The 24,641-nt window shown below is 38.2% G+C and carries 22 protein-coding genes; 18 read left to right on the top strand and 4 right to left on the bottom strand.

Translation table 11 applies throughout. From position 1 onward, the window contains the following. Positions 1 to 99 precede the first annotated feature (99 nt). The 6 genes from SB717_RS15830 to odhB all read left to right on the top strand — a co-directional run bounded on the left by SB717_RS15830 (position 100) and on the right by odhB (position 8,439). Positions 100 to 996, top strand: a complete 897-nt coding sequence (locus tag SB717_RS15830) for an NAD-dependent epimerase/dehydratase family protein (protein ID WP_410904179.1) — start codon at positions 100 to 102, stop codon at positions 994 to 996. Positions 997 to 1,117: 121 nt separating this feature from the next. Next, a complete protein-coding gene (locus SB717_RS15825; protein WP_182006186.1) occupies positions 1,118 to 1,564 on the top strand; it encodes an OsmC family protein in 447 nt (148 codons plus the stop codon). A 139-nt stretch (positions 1,565 to 1,703) separates the two neighbouring features. Further along, positions 1,704 to 3,248 carry an MDR family MFS transporter gene (locus tag SB717_RS15820; RefSeq protein WP_410904178.1) on the top strand — a complete coding sequence of 515 codons (1,545 nt, stop codon included), beginning with the start codon at positions 1,704 to 1,706 and terminating at the stop codon, positions 3,246 to 3,248. 66 nt (positions 3,249 to 3,314) lie between these two features. After that, a complete protein-coding gene (locus SB717_RS15815) occupies positions 3,315 to 3,902 on the top strand; it encodes a PadR family transcriptional regulator (protein ID WP_410904177.1) in 588 nt (195 codons plus the stop codon). Positions 3,903 to 4,265: 363 nt separating this feature from the next. Then, complete coding sequence (gene sucA / locus SB717_RS15810; RefSeq protein WP_410904175.1) at positions 4,266 to 7,127, top strand: 2-oxoglutarate dehydrogenase E1 component; 2,862 nt, start codon at positions 4,266 to 4,268, stop codon at positions 7,125 to 7,127. Positions 7,128 to 7,143: 16 nt separating this feature from the next. Further along, complete coding sequence (odhB, locus tag SB717_RS15805; RefSeq protein ID WP_410904174.1) at positions 7,144 to 8,439, top strand: 2-oxoglutarate dehydrogenase complex dihydrolipoyllysine-residue succinyltransferase; 1,296 nt, start codon at positions 7,144 to 7,146, stop codon at positions 8,437 to 8,439. Between the two features lie 41 nt (positions 8,440 to 8,480). On the opposite strand, the gene SB717_RS15800 is transcribed toward odhB, so the two are convergent. Continuing rightward, a complete protein-coding gene (locus SB717_RS15800; protein WP_410904173.1) occupies positions 8,481 to 9,089 on the bottom strand; it encodes a TetR/AcrR family transcriptional regulator in 609 nt (202 codons plus the stop codon). 197 nt (positions 9,090 to 9,286) lie between these two features. Between SB717_RS15800 and SB717_RS15795 the strand changes: the two genes are divergently transcribed. The 8 genes from SB717_RS15795 (at position 9,287) to SB717_RS15760 (ending at position 17,423) form a co-directional block, all read left to right on the top strand. Beyond that, positions 9,287 to 10,462, top strand: coding sequence for a YhgE/Pip domain-containing protein (locus SB717_RS15795; RefSeq protein WP_074680408.1), 1,176 nt, complete (start codon positions 9,287 to 9,289; stop codon positions 10,460 to 10,462). Positions 10,463 to 10,497: 35 nt separating this feature from the next. Further along, the gene (locus tag SB717_RS15790; RefSeq protein ID WP_410904172.1) at positions 10,498 to 12,009 is read left to right on the top strand and encodes an FAD-dependent monooxygenase; all 1,512 of its coding nucleotides are present in this window, start codon (positions 10,498 to 10,500) and stop codon (positions 12,007 to 12,009) included. Between the two features lie 148 nt (positions 12,010 to 12,157). After that, on the top strand, positions 12,158 to 12,337 hold the full coding sequence (locus tag SB717_RS15785; RefSeq protein ID WP_410904171.1) for a hypothetical protein: 180 nt from the start codon (positions 12,158 to 12,160) through the stop codon (positions 12,335 to 12,337). 131 nt (positions 12,338 to 12,468) lie between these two features. Further along, complete coding sequence (locus tag SB717_RS15780; protein ID WP_200508081.1) at positions 12,469 to 13,161, top strand: response regulator transcription factor; 693 nt, start codon at positions 12,469 to 12,471, stop codon at positions 13,159 to 13,161. Further along, a complete protein-coding gene (locus tag SB717_RS15775; protein WP_410904170.1) occupies positions 13,158 to 14,627 on the top strand; it encodes a sensor histidine kinase in 1,470 nt (489 codons plus the stop codon). Before SB717_RS15780 ends, SB717_RS15775 begins: the two co-directional genes overlap by 4 nt. 25 nt (positions 14,628 to 14,652) lie before the next feature. Continuing rightward, complete coding sequence (locus SB717_RS15770) at positions 14,653 to 15,729, top strand: TolB family protein (protein WP_410904169.1); 1,077 nt, start codon at positions 14,653 to 14,655, stop codon at positions 15,727 to 15,729. A gap of 146 nt (positions 15,730 to 15,875) precedes the next feature. After that, positions 15,876 to 16,637: a M15 family metallopeptidase gene (locus tag SB717_RS15765; protein WP_410904168.1), complete on the top strand. Its 762-nt coding sequence runs from the start codon at positions 15,876 to 15,878 to the stop codon at positions 16,635 to 16,637. A 114-nt stretch (positions 16,638 to 16,751) separates the two neighbouring features. After that, a complete protein-coding gene (locus SB717_RS15760) occupies positions 16,752 to 17,423 on the top strand; it encodes a DUF421 domain-containing protein (protein ID WP_063247748.1) in 672 nt (223 codons plus the stop codon). 28 nt (positions 17,424 to 17,451) lie between these two features. Here SB717_RS15760 and SB717_RS15755 read toward each other — a convergent pair whose 3' ends face one another. The 3 genes from SB717_RS15755 to corA form a co-directional block, all read right to left on the bottom strand. Then, on the bottom strand, positions 17,452 to 18,186 hold the full coding sequence (locus tag SB717_RS15755) for a polysaccharide deacetylase family protein (protein ID WP_098622600.1): 735 nt from the start codon (positions 18,184 to 18,186) through the stop codon (positions 17,452 to 17,454). An 83-nt stretch (positions 18,187 to 18,269) separates the two neighbouring features. Continuing rightward, positions 18,270 to 19,547: a polyamine aminopropyltransferase gene (locus tag SB717_RS15750; protein WP_410904167.1), complete on the bottom strand. Its 1,278-nt coding sequence runs from the start codon at positions 19,545 to 19,547 to the stop codon at positions 18,270 to 18,272. Positions 19,548 to 19,997: 450 nt separating this feature from the next. After that, positions 19,998 to 20,960, bottom strand: coding sequence for a magnesium/cobalt transporter CorA (corA, locus tag SB717_RS15745; RefSeq protein ID WP_074680424.1), 963 nt, complete (start codon positions 20,958 to 20,960; stop codon positions 19,998 to 20,000). 130 nt (positions 20,961 to 21,090) lie between these two features. Between corA and SB717_RS15740 the strand changes: the two genes are divergently transcribed. From SB717_RS15740 to SB717_RS15725, 4 genes are all read left to right on the top strand, one after another. Continuing rightward, on the top strand, positions 21,091 to 21,966 hold the full coding sequence (locus SB717_RS15740) for an STAS domain-containing protein (RefSeq protein WP_410904166.1): 876 nt from the start codon (positions 21,091 to 21,093) through the stop codon (positions 21,964 to 21,966). A 219-nt stretch (positions 21,967 to 22,185) separates the two neighbouring features. Beyond that, positions 22,186 to 23,256: an FMNH2-dependent alkanesulfonate monooxygenase gene (gene ssuD / locus SB717_RS15735; RefSeq protein WP_410904165.1), complete on the top strand. Its 1,071-nt coding sequence runs from the start codon at positions 22,186 to 22,188 to the stop codon at positions 23,254 to 23,256. A gap of 122 nt (positions 23,257 to 23,378) precedes the next feature. Then, positions 23,379 to 24,152 (top strand): alpha/beta hydrolase, encoded by a 774-nt coding sequence (locus SB717_RS15730; RefSeq protein ID WP_410904163.1) that lies wholly within the window; start codon positions 23,379 to 23,381, stop codon positions 24,150 to 24,152. Between the two features lie 79 nt (positions 24,153 to 24,231). Next, the gene (locus tag SB717_RS15725; protein WP_074680432.1) at positions 24,232 to 24,432 is read left to right on the top strand and encodes a DUF6501 family protein; all 201 of its coding nucleotides are present in this window, start codon (positions 24,232 to 24,234) and stop codon (positions 24,430 to 24,432) included. Positions 24,433 to 24,641 lie beyond the last annotated feature (209 nt).

Raw genomic sequence — 24,641 nt, 5'->3', positions numbered from 1 at the left:
TACAAAAAAATAAGCGGAAAGATTCATAGCTTTATGGATGAAAAAGTTGGATAATAATGGTATGGTCACCCATATCAAATATGAAAGGTGGAGAAAAGGATGAAAACAGCACTTGTGTTAGGTGGAACTCGTTTTTTTGGAAAAAATTTAGTTCAGACATTGCTTTCTAAAGGAGTACAGGTTACGTTAGCAACGCGAGGTAAAACACCAGATGATTTCGGCGACCAAGTTGAACGAATTATTCTTGATCGTGTAGAAAAAGATTCTGTAATCGAAACAACCCGAGGAAGAAAATGGGATGTTATCTTCGATCAAATATGCTATTCTTCACACGGCGCAGCTGTTGCTGTTGAAGCTTTTCGTCATAGTACGAGTCACTATGTACTCACCTCGACTCTTTCAGTATACGGTTCTTTAGAAAAAACGTGTTATGAAGAAGATTTTGATCCATACAAGTATCCTATTTCATATACACGTCGTGAAAATATTTCCTATCAAGAAGGAAAACGCCAAGCTGAGGCGGTATTCTTTCAAAAAGCACCGTTTTCGGTAACGGCTGTCCGTTTTCCAATTGTTATGGGAAAAGATGATTATACGGACCGCTTGCGTTTTCATATAGAAAAAATTATCCATGGAGAAGAAATTGGTGTACCGGCTATTGAAGCAGAAATGAACTTCATTTCACAGGAAGAAGCAGGTGAATTTTTAGTTTGGTGTGCAGAACAAAAGCTAAAAGGGCCGATTAATGCTTGTTCAAATGGTACCATTTCACTCAAAAATTTATTTTCATATATTGAACAAGCAGCGGATAAAACAGCAAAAACAACCTCGCGTTTAACGGATGAAAATAGTTCTCCGTACGGAGTAGATCATTCTTGGACGATGAGCAATGAAAAAGCTAGCTTTTGGGGATATTCATTTATGAACCTGCAGGACTGGCTGCCTTCATTAATTGAAACTCTCGTTGAGAGCGAAAAGAAAGTACCTTTAAGTTAGGGAACAACAAAGACTGCACGTTTAGCAGTCTTTTTGCTGTTACAAGCAGAACATTTTTATTTTATACATAAAAAGGGTACGCTAGGTACACATCATTATATAGAAGGAAGAAGGATAAACTATGGCAAAACATCACTTTCATTTGCAAGCAAATTGGCCAGGAGGTCGAAATGAAGTAGGTACAATTGAATCAGGACAATTAAAAACAAAAATTTCCATTCCGCCAGAAATGGACGGGCCAGGAGTGGGAACAAATCCAGATGAAATGCTGCTAGGGGCAGCAGCCACGTGCTACATCATTACGCTTGCAGCGATGTTCGAAAGAAGCGGAATCCGTCAGGAGGCCTTAACGATGGAATCAGAAGCTATTGTGGACGTGACGAATGGTGTATTCACATACGAAAAAATTATTCATAAACCTCATGTTATCATCACATCTGAATTTGCGGCTCAAGAAGAAAAAATCAATCGACTTATAAAAAAAGCAGAAACGTCCTGTATGATTTCAAGAGCCATTCAAGGAAATGTAGAGATGGAATTAAAACCTCAGCTCACAGTAAAAGCGTAATGAATCCATTACGCTTTTGTTATGTTTATTTCTAAAAAATAGCACATTTAAGATTGTAAAATACTCAAATTTGAATATAATAATTTAAGTAGCTATCATTTCTGTTCATCAAAAAGATGACGCGAAAGGAGGAACTGAAATGGTTTCATCAGAAAAAAATATTCGTTTTATCGTAGCAGGATTGCTGCTCGGTATTTTTATGTCAGCCATGGATAATACCATCGTAGCGACGGCTATGGGGAAAATCATTTCTGATCTAGGTGGGTTAGATAAGTTTGTTTGGGTTACGTCCGCCTATATGGTTGCCGTGATGGCAGGTATGCCGATATTTGGTAAACTGTCTGATATGTACGGCCGTAAACGTTTTTTTATTTTTGGATTGACGGTATTTTTACTTGGATCTGCATTATGTGGCCTAGCGCAAAGCATTGTGCAGCTAAGTATTTACCGGGCGATTCAAGGAATTGGAGGAGGAGCGCTTCTTCCGATTGCTTTTACCATTGTATTTGATATTTTCCCTCCCGAAAAACGCGGGAAAATGACGGGATTATTAGGTGCCGTTTTTGGCTCAGCAAGCGTATTTGGTCCGCTTCTTGGTGCATACATTACGGAATACATCAGCTGGCACTGGGTGTTTTATGTGAACGTGCCAATTGGACTTTTATCGTTATTTTTTATTGTGCGCTTTTATAAAGAATCAACAAGTCACAAAAAACAAAAAATTGACTGGGCTGGTGCAGCCGCTCTTGTCATTTCAGTAGTTAGTTTAATGTTTGCTCTTGAACTTGGAGGGAAAGAGTACGATTGGTCTTCTCCGCAAATTTTATCTCTTTTTGTTATCTTTGCTGTGGCGCTATCACTCTTCTTTTTGGTGGAAAAACGCGCGCAAGAGCCGATTATTTCATTTTGGATGTTCAAGCGCCGTTTATTTGCAACATCACAAATTCTCGCTTTCTTATACGGAGCAACATTTATTATTTTAACAGTATTTATTCCTATTTTCGTTCAAGCTGTCTACGGAGGTTCTGCTACAAATGCAGGTTTAATTTTAACTCCGATGATGTTAGGCTCAGTAGCAGGAAGTGCTATCGGCGGGATTTTTCTCACAAAAACAAGCTTTCGAAACTTAATGATTATGTCCGTTTTTTCATTTGCAGTAGGAATGTTTTTATTAGGAACAATGGAACCTGATACACCTCGTTGGATGCTAACGGTATTCATGATTTTGACTGGATTTGGCGTAGGATTTAGCTTTTCTCTTTTACCAACTTCGTCAACGCATAAGCTGGATCCACAGTTTAGAGGTTCTGCCAACTCAACGAACTCATTTGCGCGTTCTTTAGGAATGACGCTGGGAGTTACGATTTTTGGAACGATTCAAAGCAATACATTTACAAATGAGCTGCAGCGCAATTTTCAAGGTATGGGAAATGGATCACAAGGAGCATTTTCTCAAATAGGAGATCCGAGTGCAGTTTTTCAATCAAGTGCCCGAAACAGCATTCCGCCTCAGATATTAGATAAGATTGTTGATGCTATGTCTACATCGATCACGTATGCATTTATGCTTGCTCTTATTCCAATTGCGGTAGCTGTCATTACTGTCTTTTTAATGGGAAATGAACGAGTGGAAGTTCCCCCTAAAAAGCGGGTAGAAGCTAAGGAACCTGCAGCTCAAAAATAGAAAAAGCACGAAGATGTTCGTGCTTTTTTCACTAAATAAGATGCATGTCAAGAGGTGAAAGGTGTTATGAGTGTTAAATTAGTCATATTGGGTTTATTAATGGAAGGAAATAAGCACCCTTATGAAATTCAGCAAACCATTAATGAAAGACAAATGAAGCACTATATTAAACTTTCAAGCGGCTCTTTATATTATGCCTTTGATACGCTTGAAAAAGATCAGTTGGTGAAAGTAGTCGATGTGATTCGAGAGACGAACAGACCTGAAAAGACCGTTTATTCTATTACGGATGCAGGAAAAGAAGAATTCGAGCGTCTTTATTTTGAACAGCTATTAAAAAAAGAGCATATGCATAGACCTGTTTATGCTGCTCTTTCATTTACTTCTTACGTCGATCAAGAAAAAGTGGCTTCTGCTTTAGAAAAAAAGATTGAGGAAACGGCAGCTTATTTAGAAAAAATGCAAAATTTGTACCAAGTTAAAAAGGTGGATCATTCCATTGCAAATCTGTCGATCATTATGCGCACGATTATGCATTTGAAAGTAGAACTAACTTGGTTCACTCATTTACTCGAAGCGGCGAAAAGCAACAAGCTTACAGAAGTAGATGATGGTTATTTTGAAGACGTTGAAAAAATCGTAGATGAGTTTTAAAAAAGAAGCAAAACGCTGCTTCTTTTTTTTAATAGTCATAAAATATATTTCAAGCAATTTAATTTTGCCAAAAGCTAGGTCAATAACAATTAATTAACACCTGATTCGACCTTTAATCAGCTTTGCTTATAAAACGCTTTCAAAAAGTAGTAAGACTATTAAAAAAGTAAAAAAAATTAAAGAAATATAGCGATTTCATTTTGATTGACGAGTAAAAGAGTGGTAAAATATAAGCAGATATCAGATACACACGCAGTGAGATTTATCACTCGTTGTAAAGATGTCAGACGATAAGGTAATCGACATTCAAAATGGAAAGATTGTTGAGTACGACAATTATTATAACTCGTTGGGGGTTTTATCATGGGTAACGAAACGTCGAATAGAGGGGAGCCTTGGCAAGGATTTTTGGGTCCGAACTATGGCTATGTATTAGAACAGTATGAGTTATATGAAGAGCAGTCAGATCTAGTAGATCCAGAGTTAAAAGAATTATTTGATTATTGGGGTGCTCCTCCATTAAACGAAAGTGAGCAGGTTCAGCAAGCTGAATACGCACAGGCTGCACCTTCAGCTAACACATCTAAAATTGCATCGGCTATTAAGCTAGCGGAAAATATCCGTGCTTATGGTCATCTATATGCGTCAATTAAGCCTCTTGAAAGCGAGAAGAAAGATCCTGTCTTGCTTCACTTGGAAGATTACAATTTAACGCAAGAAGATTTGAAATCAATTCCGGTTGATATTTTATGTACGAATGCGCCATCACACGTTAAAAATGGTTTAGACGCAATTAACTATTTAACAGATGTCTATACAAAAACCATTGCGTTTGAATTCCATCACGTACATAACATGGAAGAGAATAAGTGGCTGACTGATATGGTCGAGTCAGGTGCTATTTTCCAACCTCTTTCAAATGAGAAAAGAACTTCTGTATTAAAGCGTTTAACAGAAGTAGAAGGCTTTGAACAATTTTTACACCGTACATTTGTCGGACAAAAACGCTTTTCTATTGAAGGCGTAGATATGTTAATTCCACTTGTAGATGAACTGATTGCACGCTCAGTGGAAACAAGCCCAAAAACGGTTAATATCGGTATGGCTCATCGTGGACGCTTAAATGTATTGGCACACGTATTAGGTAAGCCGTATGAAATGATTTTTGCAGAATTCCAACATGCACCTAACAAGGAATTAGTTCCTTCAGAAGGTTCAATCGGTATCAATTATGGCTGGACGGGAGACGTAAAATATCACCTGGGTGCCGACAAACAAATTAAAGCAGAGAACACAGTTCGAGCTCGTTTGACATTGGCTAGCAACCCTAGTCACTTGGAGTTTGTTAATCCGGTTGTGGAAGGGTTTACAAGAGCGGCTCAAGATGAGCGTGATGTGAATGGATACCCAAAACAAGATGTAAAAAAATCGTTCGCGATTTTAATTCACGGAGATGCTGCGTTCCCTGGTGAAGGTATTGTACAAGAAACGCTGAACTTAAATCAATTGACTGGTTATCAAACAGGTGGAACAATCCACATTATTGCTAACAACATGATTGGATTTACAACAGAAAGCGTCGATTCTCGTTCAACGAAATATGCAAGTGACTTAGCAAAAGGGTTTGAAATTCCAATTGTTCACGTAAATGCGGATGATCCGGAAGCCTGTTTAGCTGCTGCTTATTTTGCTTATGAGTATCGCAGACGCTTTAACAAAGATTTCTTGATTGATTTAATTGGATACCGTCGATTTGGCCACAATGAAATGGATGAACCGTCTGTAACGCAGCCGAAGATGTATGAAATTGTGACAAAACGTCCAACCGTTCGTGCTATGTATGCAAAGCAGCTTGAGGAACAAAACGTGATTCAAAGCGGTCAAGCAGATCAAATTAATGAAGAGTTACAAGCGAAGTTAAAAGCAGCTTATGAGAAAGTACCGCCAAAAGCTGAAAAGCAACATAGAATTATGGAAATGCCACAAGCAGTCTTCAAAGGAATTTCAGATATTGATACATCGGTTACAAAAGAAGAGCTGTTTGAAGTGAATCAAGAGCTGGTAAAATACCCTGAAGGATTTAACGTATTTCCAAAACTTGACCGCATCTTATCTAAACGTGCCAAAGCGTTTGAAGAAAATGAAAGCGTAGATTGGTCATTGGGTGAAGCATTTGCATTTGCTACGATTTTAAGAGACGGCACGCCAATTCGTATTACAGGCCAGGATTCTGAACGTGGTACGTTTGCACATAGACATCTTGTTCTTCATGATCATAAGACAGGGGATGTTTACTCACCACTACACGCAATGAAGAACGTAAGCGCTTCCTTCGATATTCGTAACAGTCCATTATCAGAAGGATCCGTTCTTGGATTTGAATACGGCTATAATGTATTTGCTCCTGAAACGCTCGTTCTTTGGGAAGCACAGTTCGGTGATTTTGCCAATGCAGGTCAAGTTATTATTGACCAGTTTATTGCAGCAGGCCGTGCTAAGTGGGGACAAAAATCTGGAATGGTCTTATTGCTTCCACACGGCCATGAAGGTCAAGGACCAGAACACTCAAGCGCTCGTCTAGAACGTTATTTACAGCTAGCTGGAGAAAACAACTGGACAATCGCAAACGTAACAAGCGCTGCACAATATTTCCACTTACTTCGACGACAAGCTGCCATTTTACAGCGTGAAGAAGTAAGACCGCTAGTAGTTATGACGCCAAAAAGTTTGCTTCGTAATGCTTTTAGTGTGTCAAACCTTGAAGAGTTTACAAAAGGCTCTTTCCGCTTAGTAGTGGCACAGCCTGGATTAGGCAAAAAAGAAGATGCAGTTGAACGAATCGTTCTGTGCAGCGGAAAAATCAGCAGTGAATTAACGGAACGCTTAAACAAAGCTGAAGATGATAAAGATTGGCTACACGTCCTTCGTCTAGAACAAATTTATCCGTTCCCAAGACGCGTAATTGCTGAAATCTTTGCTCGCTATAAACATTTAAAAGAGATTGTCTGGTTACAAGAAGAGCCCGAAAACATGGGCGCATGGAACTATGTAGAAGATCGACTTCGTGAAGTAGCACCAGAAGGAGCTACTGTTGATTACATCGGCCGCACAAGACGCTCAAGTCCAGCTGAAGGAGATCCAACAGTTCACAGACAAGAACAAGAACGTATTTTACAAGATGCATTAACTAAAAATGAAATTGCTAACGACGTTGTTACACGATAAGGAAGGGGAATGAACCATGGGAGAGATTAAAGTACCGGAATTAGCAGAATCAATTTCTGAAGGAACAGTTGCACAGTGGCTAAAACAAGTAGGAGATTTCGTTGAAAAAGGCGATTATATCGTTGAACTTGAAACAGATAAAGTTAACGTTGAAATTACAGCTGAAGACTCTGGTGTGCTAACGGAACTTCTTGCTGGCGAAGGCGACACAGTGCAAGTTGGTGAAACAATTGCACGTCTTGAAGCGAAAGAAGGAGCTTCAGCACCAGCAGCACCAAAAGCTGAAGAAAAACCAGTAGAGGAAGCACCAAAACAAGAAGCGGCTCCAGCTCAGCAAAAAACAGTTGAAGAAGTAGCGCCAGCAGCTGAAGCGCCTCAGCAAGGAAATCAAAAACAATGGCTGATTGCTTCTCCTGCAGCTCGCAAAGCAGCAAGAGAACGCGGAATCAAGCTAGATCAAGTACCAACTACTGATCCTCTTGGCCGTGTGCGTAAACATGATATTGATTCATATGCAGATCAAAAATCAAACGAGCAAAAACAGCAGGCACAAGCAAGTAAACCAGCTAACCCGGTATCTCCGTCTCCAGCGGCAAGTGAAAATAGCGACAAACCTGTTGAACGCGAACGTATGTCACGTCGTCGTCAAACAATTGCCAAACGCCTTGTTGAAGTTCAGCAAACAGCGGCTATGTTGACAACGTTTAACGAAGTAGACATGACGGCTGTTATGGCTCTTCGCAAAAGACGTAAAGACAAATTCTTTGAACAGCACGACGTAAGACTTGGCTTTATGTCATTCTTCACAAAAGCAGTAGTAGCAGCACTTAAAAAATACCCGTTATTAAATGCTGAAATTCAAGGCAACGAGTTATTAATTAAAAAATTCTACGATATTGGTATTGCTGTGTCAGCTCCAGACGGTCTTGTTGTTCCAGTTGTACGTGATGCCGACCGCAAAACATTCGCTGGTATCGAAGGATCTATCGTTGATTTAGCGAAAAAAGCGCGTGACAACAAATTAGCATTAAAAGATTTACAAGGTGGAACGTTCACAATTACAAACGGCGGCGTATTCGGTTCATTAATGTCTACACCAATTTTAAACGGGCCTCAAGTTGGTATTTTAGGAATGCACAAAGTTCAGCTTCGTCCGGTAGCAATTGATGAAGAGCGTATCGAAAATCGTCCGATGATGTACATTGCACTTTCTTACGATCACCGTATCGTTGACGGCAAAGAAGCTGTAAGTTTCCTAGCTACTGTTAAAGAACTATTAGAAGATCCAGAATCTTTATTACTAGAAGGTTAATAAAAAGAACCTGCTATTCTCTGGGAGAATAGCAGGTTCTTTTATGTTCGCTTAATGCCTGCGACATAAGCAGGACCCAAAAACGTCATGCTAGCGAGTGTCAGGGCCATTTCTCGCGGTGATTGCTTCATACCTTGTTCTAACCAGTGCTGAATAACTCCAAGATGCGCTGACGTTACGTAAGACATTAAATGTTCAAGTGGAACAAGCGGAGGCGTTTTATTATCAATGAGCTCTAATTTTTCCAGCATATTGGTTTTCATAACTTCTTTAATTTTAAGATGAAAGCCAGGGTTGCCTTTTGGACCAAGCATAACCTGCATAAAACGTGCATTTTCTTGAATATATTCAAAAAGTGTAATAATAAACGGCAAAGGCTGTTCTTTTAAATTAGCAGACACAATCTCATTGGGATTTGCATTTTTGATAAATTCTTTTATCTCTTGAATGACTTCATTTTCGCTTTTTTCAAGCAAGTCGTATTTATCTTGGTAGTGTAAATAAAAAGTTCCGCGATTAATATCCGCTTTTTTCGTCAAATCCCTGACCGTTACACCTTCAAACCCTTTCTCTTCCATTAATTCTGTCAAAGCATCTCGGATAAATCTTTTCGTTCGAATAATTCTGCGGTCTGTTTTTGAATTCCCCACAGCTTTTAAACACCTACTTTTTTCTTTAATAATGAACAGTTATATGCTTTGTGTTAAGTAATCGACATTCCCGCTATTATTGCATATTGAGAATACAGGTAAATTCATTATAATTTACATAGTGATCACTAATCAACATCATGTACATTATCTTTTCGTTAACGTGTATATCCTTAAAACAAAAAGGAGAGATCTATATGAAATTAGGGAATCAAAAGCTTATATATTTTTCACCAATTATAGTAGTAGCTGTTATTTTTATCTTTATTCTAACCTTAATTCCTTCGGCAAGCTCAGCACCTAAGAATTTGCCAATCGCATTCGTAAATGCTGACGAAGGAATGACAGTTCCAGCAAAGGGTAATGTAAATATAGGGAATCAAATCGAACAAAATGCGAAAGGGGCAAGTACCGAACAGTCTTCGGTTAAATGGATCTTTGTCTCAAATACTAAAGAAGTTGAAAAAGGGTTAAATAATCAACAATACTACGGGGCGCTTATCATTCCAAAAGATTTCACAAAAAAACAGGCGACTCTTCAGACGGCTAAGCCTGATGCACCTGCTATTAAATTATTAGTGAATCAAGGAATGAATACAGCTGCTTCAACACTAGCAAGTCAGGTGCTAAACGGGGCAGTTGATAAGATGAATGAAAATATGCGCTTGCAGCTAGTGAAAAGATTTGAACAAAACGGAACGCAACTAAGTGCAAACCAAGCATTAGCACTCGCTGCACCGATTCAAAAGACAGTGATAAACGTAAACGAAACAGGGACTCATAGTGTCAACGGAAATGCCCCCGTTTCATTATTTCAGCCGCTGTGGATGGCAAGTATAGCCGGTGCTGCAATGGTCTTCCTCAGCATTCAAAAAATCACGTTTTCTTCTCGTAAAGAGAAAATCGTTAATCAGGCAGGATTAGTAGTCATCGGGGTTATACTTGCTTTAGCTGCAGGTTTCGGGCTAGCGTGGCTGGCTGAAGTAGTTGGAATAAGCGTTCCTTCATTTTTGGATACAGCACTCTTCTTAGCTATTGCTTACTTCAGTTTTTTCACCTTGATATCAGCCGTACTTTCATGGCTAGGACTAAAGGGACTTCCGATTTTCGTTATTGTTCTATTTTTTGGCGCACCTTTGCTTTCAATGGCCCCAGAAATTATGCCTGATTTTTATAGAGAGTGGATTTATCCATGGCTGCCAATGAGATTTATGGTAGATGGCGTAAGAGAACTATTTTTCTTTGGAGAACATTTGACATGGAATCCTTCTGTATCTGCTCTAGCTCTTATCTCTTTAATAAGTTTGTGTGCTCTGTTTGCTTCTGCTTTACCTGCATCTTCTGTAAAAAAAGAGGAGTCTCGCTCAATATAAAAGATACTGTAACTGAATGAAAAGGAGAGATGATGATGAATCCACAAATCCTAATCGTTGGTGCCGGCCCTACTGGCCTCGTTATGGCCTACAATTTAGCCAGACATAACATTCCTTTTCGAATTATTGATAGAAGCGACGGACCGGGGCAAGCCTCCCGGGCAATGGCTATTTTACCGCGAACACTTGAATTTTATCAGCAGTTCGGTTTTGCAGATGAAGTCATAGACAGCGGGATTAAGATGGAAGATGTATACGTCCGAGTGAAGAATAAAATAAAAGCAAAAGTTCATCTAGGATCTTTAGGAGAAGGATTAAGTCCTTTTCCTTTTGTTCTTACATTTCCACAGGACGACCACGAGCGGTTTCTGCTTGAAAAATTAAAAAATTTTGGGATCGAAGTAGAATGGAAGACGGAGTTACTATCTCTAGCTGAACACGGAGAAGGGGTAAAAACTTTATTAAAAGCCCAGCAAGAGGAAACCGCTTATTTTAAGTATATTTGTGGATGTGACGGAGCACACAGTACCGTTCGCAAGCAAATGAAGATAGAGTTTAAAGGAGAAAAATATAAACAGCATTTTTATGTGATGGATGTTCACGGCTCTGGTGAAGTAATGAAGGATCAAAAAATCAGTATGTCCTTTAGCAATGAAGAATTTTTGATTTGTATGCCTGTTAGAAGTAAAGGAACGTATCGAATGATTGGCATTATTCCTTCAGCTTTTAGAGATCAAAACGATGTAAAAGCTGAAAACATTCACGCTTTTATTCAACGAACATTTGGTGTTCAGATTGAGGGTATAAATTGGTTCTCGACATATCATATTCATCACAGAGTAGCAAGTCGTTTCCGACAGGGGCGCATTTTTCTAAGTGGAGATGCAGCCCATATTCATAGTCCTGCGGGCGGACAAGGAATGAACACAGGAATTGGAGATGCAATCAACCTTTCATGGAAATTAGCAGCTGTCCTTCAACACAAAGCGGCACTTTCCATATTAGATACATACGAAGAAGAAAGGTTGCCTTTTGCAGAGCTGCTTGTAAATACAACTGATCGCGCTTTTAAGCGAATGGTGGCACGAGATAAAACGAGTCAATTTTTTAGGAAGCATATCTTTCCGCCTGTACTATCCTTTTTATTTCGTTTCCCTTACCCCCGTCACAAAGCATTTACGATTTTATCTCAAATCCGCATTAAGTATCGAAATAGTGACCTAAGCAGCGGGCAAGGGACAAATGTGCAAAGTGGTGATCGATTACCCTATGTAGAAGGGAATTTTGAATCTTTACAGTCTTTAAACTGGCAAATACATGTCTATGGAACAGCAGCAGAGAAGCTAAAAAAAAGCATGCAAGAAAAAGACTTCTCCTTGCACGAGTTTTCTTGGAACCCTTACTTGAAGAAAGCAGGGCTTCAAAAAGATGCTCTGTACGTTATTAGACCGGATGGATACATTGGTTTTATTAGCAGCGAGCAGCGTATAGATCTGCTTTATCAATATTTGAATACTCATAAAATCCTTCCTTTTACAAATGAATAATAACGCTAATAAAAAGCTACGACAACATGATTTTAGCTGAAGGAAAATTGGATCGATGAATCGAGATTCTTCAAGGAAAATCAACTTTATTCGGATTTTTTATAGTCATGGTAAAAGTAGATTTCATCTGTTTAGTTTATTCTAACGGTTGATTGCAAGGCAAGGCGCAGACTCCTGCGGGAAAAGCGGAACAGGTGAGACCCCGCAGGAGCGCAAGCGACGAGGAGGCTCAGCGGCCGCCCGCGGAAAGCGAAGCCTTGCATGGAAATCAACTGCGGTGTCAAAAACGCTCCATACTAGCTCCTTTATCTCATTTGTTCGTCTTTAGATTGAGTTGATTTTGTTATGTCTCAATCTCTTTATTTTTGTTTACAATTTCGAAACAACTTGGAGATGTTTTTGCTAAAGCTGTTTGATAAGATAGACGAATAGAAATATCAAATGAAAGTACGTGATACATTGAATAAAAGGATTTTAGTAGTTGATGATGAAAAAAGTATTGCTACAGCGGTATCTTATGCTTTCAAGCGCGAAGGATATATTGTAGACATAGCATCCGACGGCGAAGAAGCGCTTGAAAAAGTAAAAAGCTTTCGACCTGACGTAATGATATTAGATGTGATGATGCCGAAATTAACCGGATATGAAGTATGCCGAAAACTCGAGAATCGAAGAGGAATGGGAATTATTTTGTTAACGGTTAAAAATGATATCGTCGATAAAGTTCTAGGCTTAGAGTTAGGCGCAGACGATTACATGACCAAACCTTTTGATTTAAGAGAGCTTGTAGCTAGAGCTAAAGCACTTGTTCGGCGAATGGAAAAGAATGAAGCGCCTGAGGCTGCAGGAGAAATCACTGTAGGAAAAGTGAAGGTAAACTTAATTCAGCGCACGTTACACGTTGCCGATGATTTAGTCAAGCTTACACCAAAAGAATTTGATCTTATTGCTTTATTACTTGCCAACTTAGAAAGAGTGTACACGAGAGAAGATTTATTAGATCTTGTCTGGGGAATGGATTATGCAGGCGGTACACGTACGGTAGACATTCACATGCAGCGCCTTCGAAAAAAAGTAGGAGACGCAGAACCTTATTTGCTACAAACGGTATATGGCGTTGGATATAAAGCGACTGCAGGGATCAATGAATGAAAATTAGCCTGAAAGCTAAGATGGGATTTGTTCTTGCTTTTTTAATTATTTTAACAGTAACGGTCCTGAGCGTACTTGTGTTAAAAGGAATTGAAACAAATCAGCGCGATCAGCTAGAAAGTGAACTTATTCAAAAAAGCAAAGCAGCCGATCAAACAATTCGTCAAAGTTATTTAACGGGTGACCCCTCTTTGAACATAAATTCTTTTCTTCAGCAAAAAGGACAGCGCCTTGCATCTTCTATTGCATCACAAAGCGGAATGCAAACAGTTCTATATAATCAAAAAGGACAGGAAGCCGGAAGTTCTATTCCCATCGGCCAAAAATCTGTAGATGTCTCCGATACGCTTAGCTATGCGTTGAAAGGAAAAATAGCCTATCAAAACTCGGGTTCTTCTCTTATTTACTTTGCACCTGTCTCAATCAATCATCAATTGATTGGAGCCGTTCGTTTTGACCATTCATTAAAAAATAATCAGCAGTTTATAGCTGACATTAGACACCTATTTCGTGCTTGGGGAACGATTGCATCAGCATCAGCCTTTTTAATTGGCTATGCTTATTTTTACCGTATTGCTTCGCTTATTGCTAGCCTTCAAAAAACTTCACAGCAGATTCGAAAAGGCCGTTATTTAACCGACCTGCCGTTCAAACGAGGCGATGAACTCGGGGAGCTCAGTCAAGGCTTGTTTTTTATGAGTACGTCGATTGAAAAAAATATCGATCAAATGAAGGAAGAAAAAAGAAAGCTTGAACTCGCTATTTCAAAGCTGCAGTCTCTTGAACAGCAGCAAAAGCAGTTTATCGGAAACATCAGCCACGAATTTAAAACGCCTTTAACATCAATCAAAGCCTATGTTGACTTACTTGATATGTATCGAGATGATCCTCAGCTTATGGAAGACGGCGTGCAAAATATTCGTAAAGAAACGGATCGTCTTCATGAAATGGTAGATAAAATCTTAAAACTCTCAGCACTTGAGAAATATGATTTTGAGCAGCGACCGGAGTCAGTTAAATTGAAGGGACTTCTCGAAGACATATGCGACCGCATGAAAGGAAAAGCGGCTAAATTTGATTTAACCCTTCATACAAATATAAACGAATCGGTTGTTTGGGCGGATCGCGAAAGCTTAATACACATTTTTATCAATTTAATTGATAATGCTATTAAATATAATGAACCAGGCGGAAAAGTGGAAGTAACGTCTTACACTTTAGAGAATTCTATCATTGTGGATGTAGCTAACACTGGAATAGGAATTCCACCTGAAGCGGAAGAGAAATTATTTCAACCATTTTTTACTGTAAATAAAGACCGGTCGCGTTTATCCGGAGGAACGGGCCTTGGCTTAGCCCTAGTCAAAGATTTAACTGAAAAACAAAAAGGCGTTATCAGGTTGCATCATTCTGATTCTAAATGGACGATTTTCAAAGTGTCGTTTCCTTTGAAAACAGAGAAATGAGTTAGCTAAAAGGAGTGAACCGTTATTGAAACGGTATAGATTAATAATATGTATAGCAAGCACTTTTCTTATTTTAACATCATGCGGACAAAAAGAAATCCATAGAGAAACCGTTGAAAAACCCGACAAGAAAATTACTGTATTGGACCAAGTAGATAAAGATGGAAAAATAGAAGTGAAAGATGTTCAGGATATTAACGGCGTAAGGGCATTTCAATTTTTAAATGAAAACACAATGATTGTTAGTAAAGAAAATAAACAATTTCGCTCGCAAGATTTCGGTCCTAAAGAGGTATATGCGCAGAATCTAGCTACTTATAATCTAAAAAACAAGTCTACTTTTGTGTTGCATCCAAGCAATGAAATCCAACATGCGGCGAAGCTTTCTCCGAATGGCAAATATCTTTTTTATAAAGTTGCAAAAGGCGAAGATACATTTGGTTATATAATGAACGTTCAAACAAAAGAAACAGTTAAAATAAAAGATGCTCTTCTCTATCCATCCAGCGGAGAATGGCTTAATAATTCAGAAGTAATGTTTATTACAATGGAAGGAAAGCTCTATAAAGCAAATATAAAAGGTGAAGCAGAACAACTGTTGCACAGAGATGAGCGAATTTTAGATGCAGTTAAAGGAATAGACGGCATTTATTATATTGGTGTAAACAACCAGCTTTTTTTCCTTCATAATGAAAAGACGGATCCAGAAAAAATTCGAGATGATGTTGTCTCTATTATTCCGTCTCCAAATGGAAAACAATTAGCGCTCGTTCAGCAAAAAGATGCCCAAACGAGAACGCTGTCTATCACAGATTTAAAAGGATCAGAAGCCTTTCAGCTTGCTCTGTCCACTCAAATTTTTGGCGTAAGCTGGTCTCCCGACGGTTCGAAATTAGCCTATAACTTTATTTCTGAAAAAGAGGGAGATAAAGGGATATTCATAGCAGATGGATTAACAGGAGATGTTACACACTTAAACGTAAATTTAGACTATGCCGCTGATCAACTTGCCTGGAGTCAATCAGGAAATAAACTAGTTGCATCCAGCTTTACGCAAAATCAAGTTCATACGTATATTATCTTTTTGAAAAAGACTGCTTAGGCAGTCTTTTTTTACGTATACTAAACTTCTTTTAGAGTGTTTACAAGTTTGAAACAACTGAATAACAGACAGAAACATTTATATTTTATCCTTTCTTTATAGGCTTTTTTAGCGCATCAAAAGCCGTTTGAAAGGAGTAAGACATCATGAAATACTTTTTATTTATTTGTTCTTTAGCTTTTACACTGATGATAGCAGGGTGCGGAACAAGCAATTCTTCATCAAAGCCTGCCAGAGAATTCACAAAAAATGGACAGGCTCAAAAACTAGAAAGCTCATCAGCTTCTTCTTCTTTAACGAAACCTAATGTAGACGAAACAGTGGTAATAGCGAATCCCGAATCGGTTACGGCTTTAGTTAATAAAAAGCATCAGCTTCCTGAATCCTATCAGCCTTCCGATTTAGTCTATGCCGACGTTCCATTTATCTTCAACGAAAAAATAGAAAAACGAATGCTTAGAAACTCTGCGGCACAAGCGCTTGAAGAACTTTTCCGAGATGCTGAAAAAGAGGGAATCAGCTTACTTGGTGTATCCGGTTATCGATCTCACGAGCGTCAAAAAGAGCTTTTTGCATTTTACGCAAAGCGAGACGGAGAAGAACAAGCACGCACCTATAGCGCCTATCCTGGAACAAGTGAACACGAAACGGGACTAGCAATCGATGTCACGGGAGGAAGTGGAATGTGTGCTGCCGCAGACTGCTTCGCTGATACATCAGAGGCTCATTGGCTTTCAAAAAATGCCTATCAATACGGATTTATTATTCGATATCCTGAAGGTGAAGAGCAGGTTACCGGCTATAAATACGAACCATGGCACCTTAGATATGTAGGGCAAAAAGCAGCCGCATCCATTTTTAATCAATATGCAACGTTAGAAACCTATGCAAGTAAGAAAAAAGCTTAATCAAAAGTTCTATAACTGAGAAAAAAGAAAAGAAAAATAAAAAATCAGGTTTATCACTCTCACATATGATACAAACTGATACTATAATATGCTTGCTATAGAGGAAGGGTATCGATGTATAAAGATATTGCGATTGAACTGATATGTGGATTTTTAGCGTTATTTATTATGCTGAAGCTTTTAGGTAAGACACAGTTTGCTCAAATTACTCCGTTTGACTTTATTACAACGCTTGTCCTGGGAAATATTGTGGGGGATGCAGCTCTTGAAAAAGGAGTAGAATTAACTGAAATTCTTTATAGCGTTTTGATTTGGGGGCTTCTGATTTACGCAGTCACAAAGCTATCTCAAACCTTTACAGGTTTTAGAGGAATTCTTGAAGGAAAACCTTCAATGATTATTTATAAAGGGAAAATCCTTTATAAAGAGCTTAAGAAAAATAACTTAGACTTGAATCAGCTTCAGCATCTAATGAGACAGCAAGGGTATTTCTCACTGTATGAAGCAGAATACGTCATTTTAGAAACGAATGGAGAGGTGAGCGTCGCTCCTAAACACGAATTCGGCCCTCCGACAAAAAATGATTTAAACATCCCTTATTCTCAAACTAATTTACCTATTGCTTTAATCATGGATGGAAAAGTAGTGCCTGGTAATTTGAAAGAAGCAAACGTAGATGAAAAGTGGTTAAAAAAACAGTTGGCAATCAAAAAAATAAAGGAATACAGCGAAGTTTTTTATGCTGAATGGCAGCAAGAGCGAGGACTAGAAATAACAAAATTCTAAAAACCCTTTCCTTTTAAGGAAAGGGTTTTTAGCCTTCTTTTAATAGCTTAGCAAAATCTTCAATCGTTGTAGAATACGTGACGTACAGACGGGGAATAAGATAGTTTTCATTTTTTTGTCCACTTTCAGTAAAAAATTTTGGAATCGTTGAAAGACCAAATGTATAATTCTTTTTTGTTTCTTCCACTACGCGGCTATCGACCTTTCCGTAAGGGTAAGCAAGAGCAATAACGGGCTGACTCGTAATGGCTTCAATTTTTCGTTTTGAATCAGCTAGCTCATAGGATAAATTTTTCGTCTTAGTTAAATCCGGATGAGTAGCGGTATGAGACTGAATAGAAAAAAATCCTGAATCAACAAATTTTTTTAAATCCGCTGGCGACAAACGGTTGGGACGGCCGATAAAATCTGAAATCACAAAAATTGTAGCCGCTGGATGAAATTGAGGGCTGGCTGCTCTTTGAAAAATAGGCAAGATAGTAAGATTATTTTTGTATCCATCGTCAAATGTAATAAATATAGGCTTTTTTACACGCTTCAGCTCCTGCCAATTTTCAAATGTGAGCGGCGTATATCCTTGCTTTTTAAGATAAAGAAGCTGTTTCTCAAAATTTTCAGGCGTCACATACAGTTCTTTTTCCCCGTGGCCTGTGTAGGAATCAATAGAGTGGTAAATCAGTATAGGTACTTTCACTTGGCTAAAAACGGGGGAAGGGAAAATGACAGTTAGCAATAAGATAACAAAAAACGAAATTTTTCTCATAACAATCCTTTCTGTTGCACAGTGGTGACGAGACTATCTTAGTATGTCAAAAGAAAAGGAATGTATAAGCCAAGCTTTCTTTTTTACAAGTATAAGCCTTCTTTTTTAAATATTTTATGCAGAACCAAGTGCTCAGCAGAGTTCACAACCGCAAACTGTTTTTTAGAAAGAGAATGAATAGAAAAATGCATTAACTTAGTAAAGTCTGATGGCAGCGTAGGAGATAAAACATCAGTAGAGAGTATAGGTGCAGACAAAGGTTTTTTCGAGCCGATGTGAAAACCCCAATCTCCAAAAGAAGGAATAATAGTGTGGTAACTCAACGTATAAAGCTGTGAAGCTTTCATCGTCTCATTGATGCTCCAGAAAACGATAGGTGTGTCTCTAGGAGAATTTGACTGACATACGACCAAGCCTCTGCGCGATAGTGAACGTTGGAGAAGTGTATAAAATTCTTTTGTATAAAGCGCACTTATTTTTTTATTAGTAGGATCAGGAAAGTCAATAATGATGATATCATAACACGCTGAATTCAAAGAGAGGTAGTCAACAGCATCTTGAATATGAACGGTGACACGAGAATCTTCAAATGAGCGTTGATTTAACTTCTTTAATTCTTCTACATTCATCGCAGCATTTACTACGTCAGCATCTATTTCTACAAGGTCTATTTCTTTAACTTCTTTATATTTAAGGACTTCTCGTAAAGCTAAACCATCTCCTCCGCCTAGAATAAGAATACGGCGAGGATTTAAGGAAGCTGCAAAGATAGGGTGTACAAGAGCTTCATGATACGCATGTTCATCCAATGAACTAAATTGCAGCTGTTCATCCAAATACATTCGAATATCAGATGCTTTAATCAGCTGAATATCTTGAATACTGTTTTTCTGATGAAACAAAATGTCATGCTGGCCTGATAAGATCTGCTGTAGACTAACGTGATCTGAGTCATCTCCCCGATTGAGAAGACGAGTGCTTTCAGCATACTGACGATTTTTTGTTGGAGTTTCGGCGTGTTGAATTCCGCGAGAAATCGAATACACAACAGCTTCTTTTGAAGCTAATTGCTTAAGCAACGCATAACCAATTTCAATTATTGCTTTGTCTCCGCACGTATAAAAATCTAATGAAGCGTAGTTTTCCTCCGGCCAAGTATGAATAGACAAGTGAGAGGTAGCTAATACGAGAATGCCTGTAATGCCTTGGGGCGTAAACTGGTGAAAATAACAGTGCAAAACTTCCATTTCTGCATCTAGTGCAGCTTCAATAAGAATTCGCCTTAAAAGTGAGGGGTCATTTAATATCACTTCATCGCATTCGAACGCATCCATTAGCAAGTGTTTGCCTTTAATATCCACTACTTCAGCCTCCTTTTTGAGCATTATTTTCACTATCTTATGAAACTTTTTCAAAAAAGGAAACGTAAGCACGTTATTTTATAAATATTTTCGGGAAATAACTAGTTATCATCACATAGAAAGGCGGTTGAGACAAGCATATTTCCGTTGAAGGAAGATCCGAACATTGAATCCATATTTTTGGTAGGAATCGAAACCTTTCGAATTTTTTCATTGGTAGGATGAACGTAGGCTTCATGTATACAGGATTTCTAGCTGTTAATTGGAGGGCAAGGCAAAGACTCCTGCGGGAAAAGCGGAACAGGTGAGACTCCGCAGGAGGCTAAGTGAAGAGGAAGCTCATTGGCCGCCCCCGGAAAGCGAAGTCTTGTGAGGAAATTGACAGCACTAGCTTACTTATCCAAGTTGTTCGTCTTTACATTGGATTGATTTCGTTATGTCCCAATCTTTCTACTCTTTATCAGTATTAAACCAGCCTTTTCGCTTGAACCATAGAATTAATCCAAGCGTTATCAGTCCCATGAAGCCAAGCACAAAGAAATAGCCATAGTGCCACTTTAGCTCAGGCATATTTTCAAAATTCATTCCGTATACGCCAACGATAAAGGTAAGGGGAATAAAGATAGATGAAATAACAGTCAGTGTCATCATGATTGAATTCATCCGGTTTGAATTAAGAGAAAGATAATTATCGCGCATATCAGACGTCATTTCCCGATTTGATTCAATCATATCGGCTAATTTTAACAAGTGGTCATAGACATCTTTAAAATACCTTTTTTGTTCAGGATGAACATCTAGGCGTTCAGAATTTATAACACGGTACAATAAGTCGCGCATAGGCAAAATGGTTCTTCTGATTTTTAGCAAATCACTTCGAAGTTTGAATACATCTTCCATTAAAACAGAGATGGATTTTTTTGCATCTATGTTTTCTATATCATTCAGCTCATCTTCAATCTGATATACAGTGGGGAAATATTCATCTACCACTTTATCCATCACAGAATACGCAAGATAGCTTATCCCTTTTTCATGAATCGAAGGTGTATGAAGCAGCTTTTCCCATATTTTATCAATTGCAGCTGACGGATGAAAATGAAAAGTAACCATATAATTTTCGCCGATAAAAAGGTCAACTTCTTCAGCTTCTAACGTTTGACGATTTAACGAATGAAGGACAAAAAAACTGTATCCTTCATAATAATCGAGTTTTGGGCGCTGCAGAAAATGAAAGCAATCTTCAATCGCTAACGGATGAAAGTGAAAGGATGATTGAAGCAGCAGCGCTTCTTCTTCAGAAGGGCAGTTAAAGTCAATCCAATAGTACTGAATAGAGGGATCGTGAATTTGATCTAATTGTATATGTTTCACAAGTTTGTCATCGTTCGTAAGAGCTAACGTTCGTATCATTTGAAAACTCCTTTGTGTTTTTATAGCTATTTTCAATGTAGCATAAAATCATAAACTACACGTATTTAAAAGAATAATTTTCTTTCTTCTCTTTTTATAAAACTAGTAAGGGTGAAAAAGTTGAATTATAATGATAGCAGTAGCTGGTATGGAAAGGGGAATCGTTTTGAATAAAAATGAAGCACTTCGAATGTTTGTTTTAAAACATGCGGATCAACTGACGGAAGAATGGTATGAAAGCATTGAAGACAATGACCCAGAATCGGTTTATGCATCTACTCATCCGGAAGTCATTTCAGTATTAAAAGATCAAAATAATGAATTCCATTTATACATAGCCGATGTATTTATAAAAAGTGAAAAAGAATTTTTTGATTCATTTGAAACGTGGATTTTAAAGATTGCGGAAGACGGAGAGCATGTAAGAACGCCTATTCATTATATTATTCGAGAATTTTTCCGAGTTAGAAAACAGTATTTAACGTATTTAAATCAATTTGTAGAAGAGTACGAGCAAAATATTACGCAAGAAGAAATAGATGAATGGAACGAATTAATTGTACGCGTGTTTGATATCACCGTTTATAAATTTGTAGAAGAGCACCATCAGCATTCAAAGCGGTTGCTTGAAGCACACAAAGAGTTGATCAATGAGCTGAGCTCGCCAGTTATTCCATTAAGCGATCATATTGCGATTCTTCCGCTTGTTGGAGATATCGACACGACAAGAGCGCGCCGAATTTTAGAAAATACGTTAACTGGCTGCGCTGAACAGCAAGTGAATCACCTTTATATTGATATTTCAGGAGTAGTTATTGTTGATACGATGGTTGCTCATCAGATTTTCCAGCTGATTGATGCATTAAAATTAATAGGTGTAGAATCAACTATCTCTGGGGTACGTCCTGAAATCGCGATTACCGCTTCTCATTTAGGTTTATCGTTTGAAAATATATCAACAAAATCAACCCTTGCTAACGCGATGGCTTCACGTATGAGGAAATAAAGCAAACAAGAATTACTTTTAATTCTTGTTTTTTTATTTCAATTCATACTTGACATATAGGTTAAATAAGCAATATGATTTTACTAATTTAATAAATAAAAAGAGTCGTATTACATACGCTAATATAAAAATGCATCTCTATAATTAGCGGACAAGAATTAAACAAACAATATGAAAACGCTTTATATAGAATACGAGAATATTTAGGAGGAAATAGAAATGAACATCTTATGGTTTTTCCCTACAGCAGGCGACGGACATTATCTAGGCACAACCGAAGGAAGCAGAACAAGCGACATTCACTACTTAAAGCAAATCGCACACGGGCTGGATTATCTAGGATATGACGGCGCTTTGTTGCCTACTGGTTCAAATTGTGAAGATTCATGGGTGATTGCATCGGCACTTGCTTCCGTTACGAATCGACTAAAGTTTTTAATTGCGCTTCGCCCGGGTGTAATGTCTCCCACACTTTCAGCACGGATGGCTTCGACATTTGATCAAATGTCAAACGGCCGACTTATGTTAAATATTGTGACGGGAGGAAATCCCGTGGAGCAAGCAACGTACGGTAACTATTTAAGCCACGATAAACGCTATGAGTTAACAGATGAATTTTTAACAATTTGGCGAGATGTAATGGAAGGAAAAAAAGTGGACTACAAAGGAGAACATGTTGATGTAGCAGGCGCGTACATTCCATCGCCTCCTGTCCAAAAACCGTATCCTCCGCTGTACTTTGGCGGGTCTTCTCCAGCAGGAAAAAAAGTAGGAGCAAAGCATGCAGATGTATATTTGTTATGGGGAGAGCCGCCCGCGGTGATTAAAACAAAAATTGATGAGATGAAAGAAAAAGCTGCAAACGAAGGCAGGAACATTCGCTTTGGTATTCGCCTGCACGTTATTGTAAGAGAATCGGAAGACGAAGCGTGGGAATCTGCAGATAAATTAATTAAACATGTTAATGATGATACAATCAAAGCGTTTCAAGATAAGTTTGCCTCATTTGACTCCACTGCTCAAAAAACACAGTCAAGTTTACACAGCGGCACAAAAGATAGAGGGGCACTGGAGATTGCTCCGAATCTATGGGCGGGAATTGGCTTAGCACGAGAAGGTGCTGGAACTGCTCTTGTTGGAAGTCCTGAAATTGTAGCGAATCGGTTAAAAGAGTACAAAGAGCTAGGAATTGATACATTTATTTTATCAGGCTACCCGCATCTAGAAGAAGCATATACGTTTGCTGAGCTAGTATTTCCACATATTCAAAAAGAACGAAGCAAGAGATAATTCTTGCTTCGTTTTTTTTTGAATCGTAAAAAAATAAATACCCCAGTTGACTTATAGGAATTATAGGTGTATTATAAAGATAGTTCATTTAGTCAGAAAATTTTTGATAAAGGGTGAAGAAAATGGAACGTTATGACGTAATTCAAGGCGCAGAATCTTTTTATTATAAAGGCAACGACATTGGTATACTTGTTTCTCATGGATTTATGGGGACTCCTCAAAGTATGGAATATATCGGAAAAGAATTAGCTGAAAAAGGTTTTACTGTGTACGGTTTGCGACTAACGGGACATGGTACTCACTACTATGATATTGAACAAACAACGTACGAGGTATGGAAGCAAGACTTTTTAACTGGGTATCAGCGTTTGAAGCAAGAATGCCGTCATATATTTATCTTAGGTCAGTCCATGGGAGGCACTCTTACCTTTCATACAGCGAGTCAAGGATTAGATCTTGACGGGGTTATTGCAATCAATCCGGCTATGACGTCCATTCCTTCAATGGAGCCTTATCGCTCTCGTCATACGCCTCGTTATTTAAAAGAAGATCATCCTGATATTAAAGATCCAAACGTACATGAAATTACGTACGACAAAGTACCAGTGCGCTCTATGCGTGAGCTGCTTTCTTTAATGGATGAAACAAAAGAACGCTTATCTTATGTAACGTGCCCAGCTTTAGTACTAACATCAACCGTGGATAACGTAGTACCGCCTGAGAATTCAGCTTATATCTTAAACCATATTCAATCAGCAGAAAAAAGACAGCACATGCTTCGAAACTCTTACCATGTTGCGTCGATGGATTTTGATAAAGATACAATTGTTGCACAAACGGCACAGTTTGTACAAGCAACAGTTGCCAAAAAAAAAGTGCATGAGCGAATTTTTTAATTTTTAAATTCGCTCCGTTTCTTTTTTACTTCAAGTAAGATAAAATGAATCTTGAATGAAAACAAAGGAGTGTACATACATGATTCATTTAGAATGGAACGATCGTCCAACAATTAAACAAGTAAAATGCATACATACAGATGCAAAAAAATTCGTGGTTGAAAATGTTTTAACAGCAGGAAAAACATATGAGGTAAAAAACGAAACAGAAGAATTTTATTTTGTTGTTGATAACACTGGCCAAGTCGGCGGCTTTTATAAAGAATACTTTGAAGGCTAAACAAAAAATCATCGTCTCGGCGATGATTTTTTTATTGCAGTAATTAACTGAAGCTTTTCTTCATGAAAACGAATGAACATACTTTTAAAGAAAAATTCCATATATCCAATCATTTCGAAAAAAAGCTTTATGATAGAAATAGGATGTAAGACCTAAATTCTTCCGTATCTTGTTCTGATTAAAAGGGTAACTGACTATAAATACCCATG

Origin of the sequence: Priestia sp. SIMBA_032 (assembly GCF_046535215.1) — a bacterium.
In the GTDB taxonomy this organism is placed as follows: Bacteria; Bacillota; Bacilli; order Bacillales; family Bacillaceae_H; genus Priestia; species Priestia aryabhattai.
Note: the sequence above shows the minus strand (reverse complement) of the source record. Positions and strands in the feature narration are given on the sequence as shown.

Excerpts from the sequence above, each read along its gene's own strand:
- ssuD (WP_410904165.1), top strand. The coding sequence starts at position 22,186 with ATGAACATCTTATGGTTTTTCCCTACAGCAGGCGACGGACATTATCTA.
- SB717_RS15830 (WP_410904179.1), top strand. The coding sequence starts at position 100 with ATGAAAACAGCACTTGTGTTAGGTGGAACTCGTTTTTTTGGAAAAAAT.
- SB717_RS15755 (WP_098622600.1), bottom strand. The coding sequence starts at position 18,186 with ATGAGAAAAATTTCGTTTTTTGTTATCTTATTGCTAACTGTCATTTTC.
- SB717_RS15725 (WP_074680432.1), top strand. The coding sequence starts at position 24,232 with ATGATTCATTTAGAATGGAACGATCGTCCAACAATTAAACAAGTAAAA.
- sucA (WP_410904175.1), top strand. The coding sequence starts at position 4,266 with ATGGGTAACGAAACGTCGAATAGAGGGGAGCCTTGGCAAGGATTTTTG.
- SB717_RS15815 (WP_410904177.1), top strand. The coding sequence starts at position 3,315 with ATGAGTGTTAAATTAGTCATATTGGGTTTATTAATGGAAGGAAATAAG.
- SB717_RS15795 (WP_074680408.1), top strand. The coding sequence starts at position 9,287 with ATGAAATTAGGGAATCAAAAGCTTATATATTTTTCACCAATTATAGTA.
- SB717_RS15790 (WP_410904172.1), top strand. The coding sequence starts at position 10,498 with ATGAATCCACAAATCCTAATCGTTGGTGCCGGCCCTACTGGCCTCGTT.
- SB717_RS15825 (WP_182006186.1), top strand. The coding sequence starts at position 1,118 with ATGGCAAAACATCACTTTCATTTGCAAGCAAATTGGCCAGGAGGTCGA.
- SB717_RS15740 (WP_410904166.1), top strand. The coding sequence starts at position 21,091 with ATGATAGCAGTAGCTGGTATGGAAAGGGGAATCGTTTTGAATAAAAAT.
- SB717_RS15820 (WP_410904178.1), top strand. The coding sequence starts at position 1,704 with ATGGTTTCATCAGAAAAAAATATTCGTTTTATCGTAGCAGGATTGCTG.
- SB717_RS15730 (WP_410904163.1), top strand. The coding sequence starts at position 23,379 with ATGGAACGTTATGACGTAATTCAAGGCGCAGAATCTTTTTATTATAAA.
- SB717_RS15765 (WP_410904168.1), top strand. The coding sequence starts at position 15,876 with ATGAAATACTTTTTATTTATTTGTTCTTTAGCTTTTACACTGATGATA.
- SB717_RS15760 (WP_063247748.1), top strand. The coding sequence starts at position 16,752 with ATGTATAAAGATATTGCGATTGAACTGATATGTGGATTTTTAGCGTTA.
- corA (WP_074680424.1), bottom strand. The coding sequence starts at position 20,960 with ATGATACGAACGTTAGCTCTTACGAACGATGACAAACTTGTGAAACAT.
- odhB (WP_410904174.1), top strand. The coding sequence starts at position 7,144 with ATGGGAGAGATTAAAGTACCGGAATTAGCAGAATCAATTTCTGAAGGA.
- SB717_RS15775 (WP_410904170.1), top strand. The coding sequence starts at position 13,158 with ATGAAAATTAGCCTGAAAGCTAAGATGGGATTTGTTCTTGCTTTTTTA.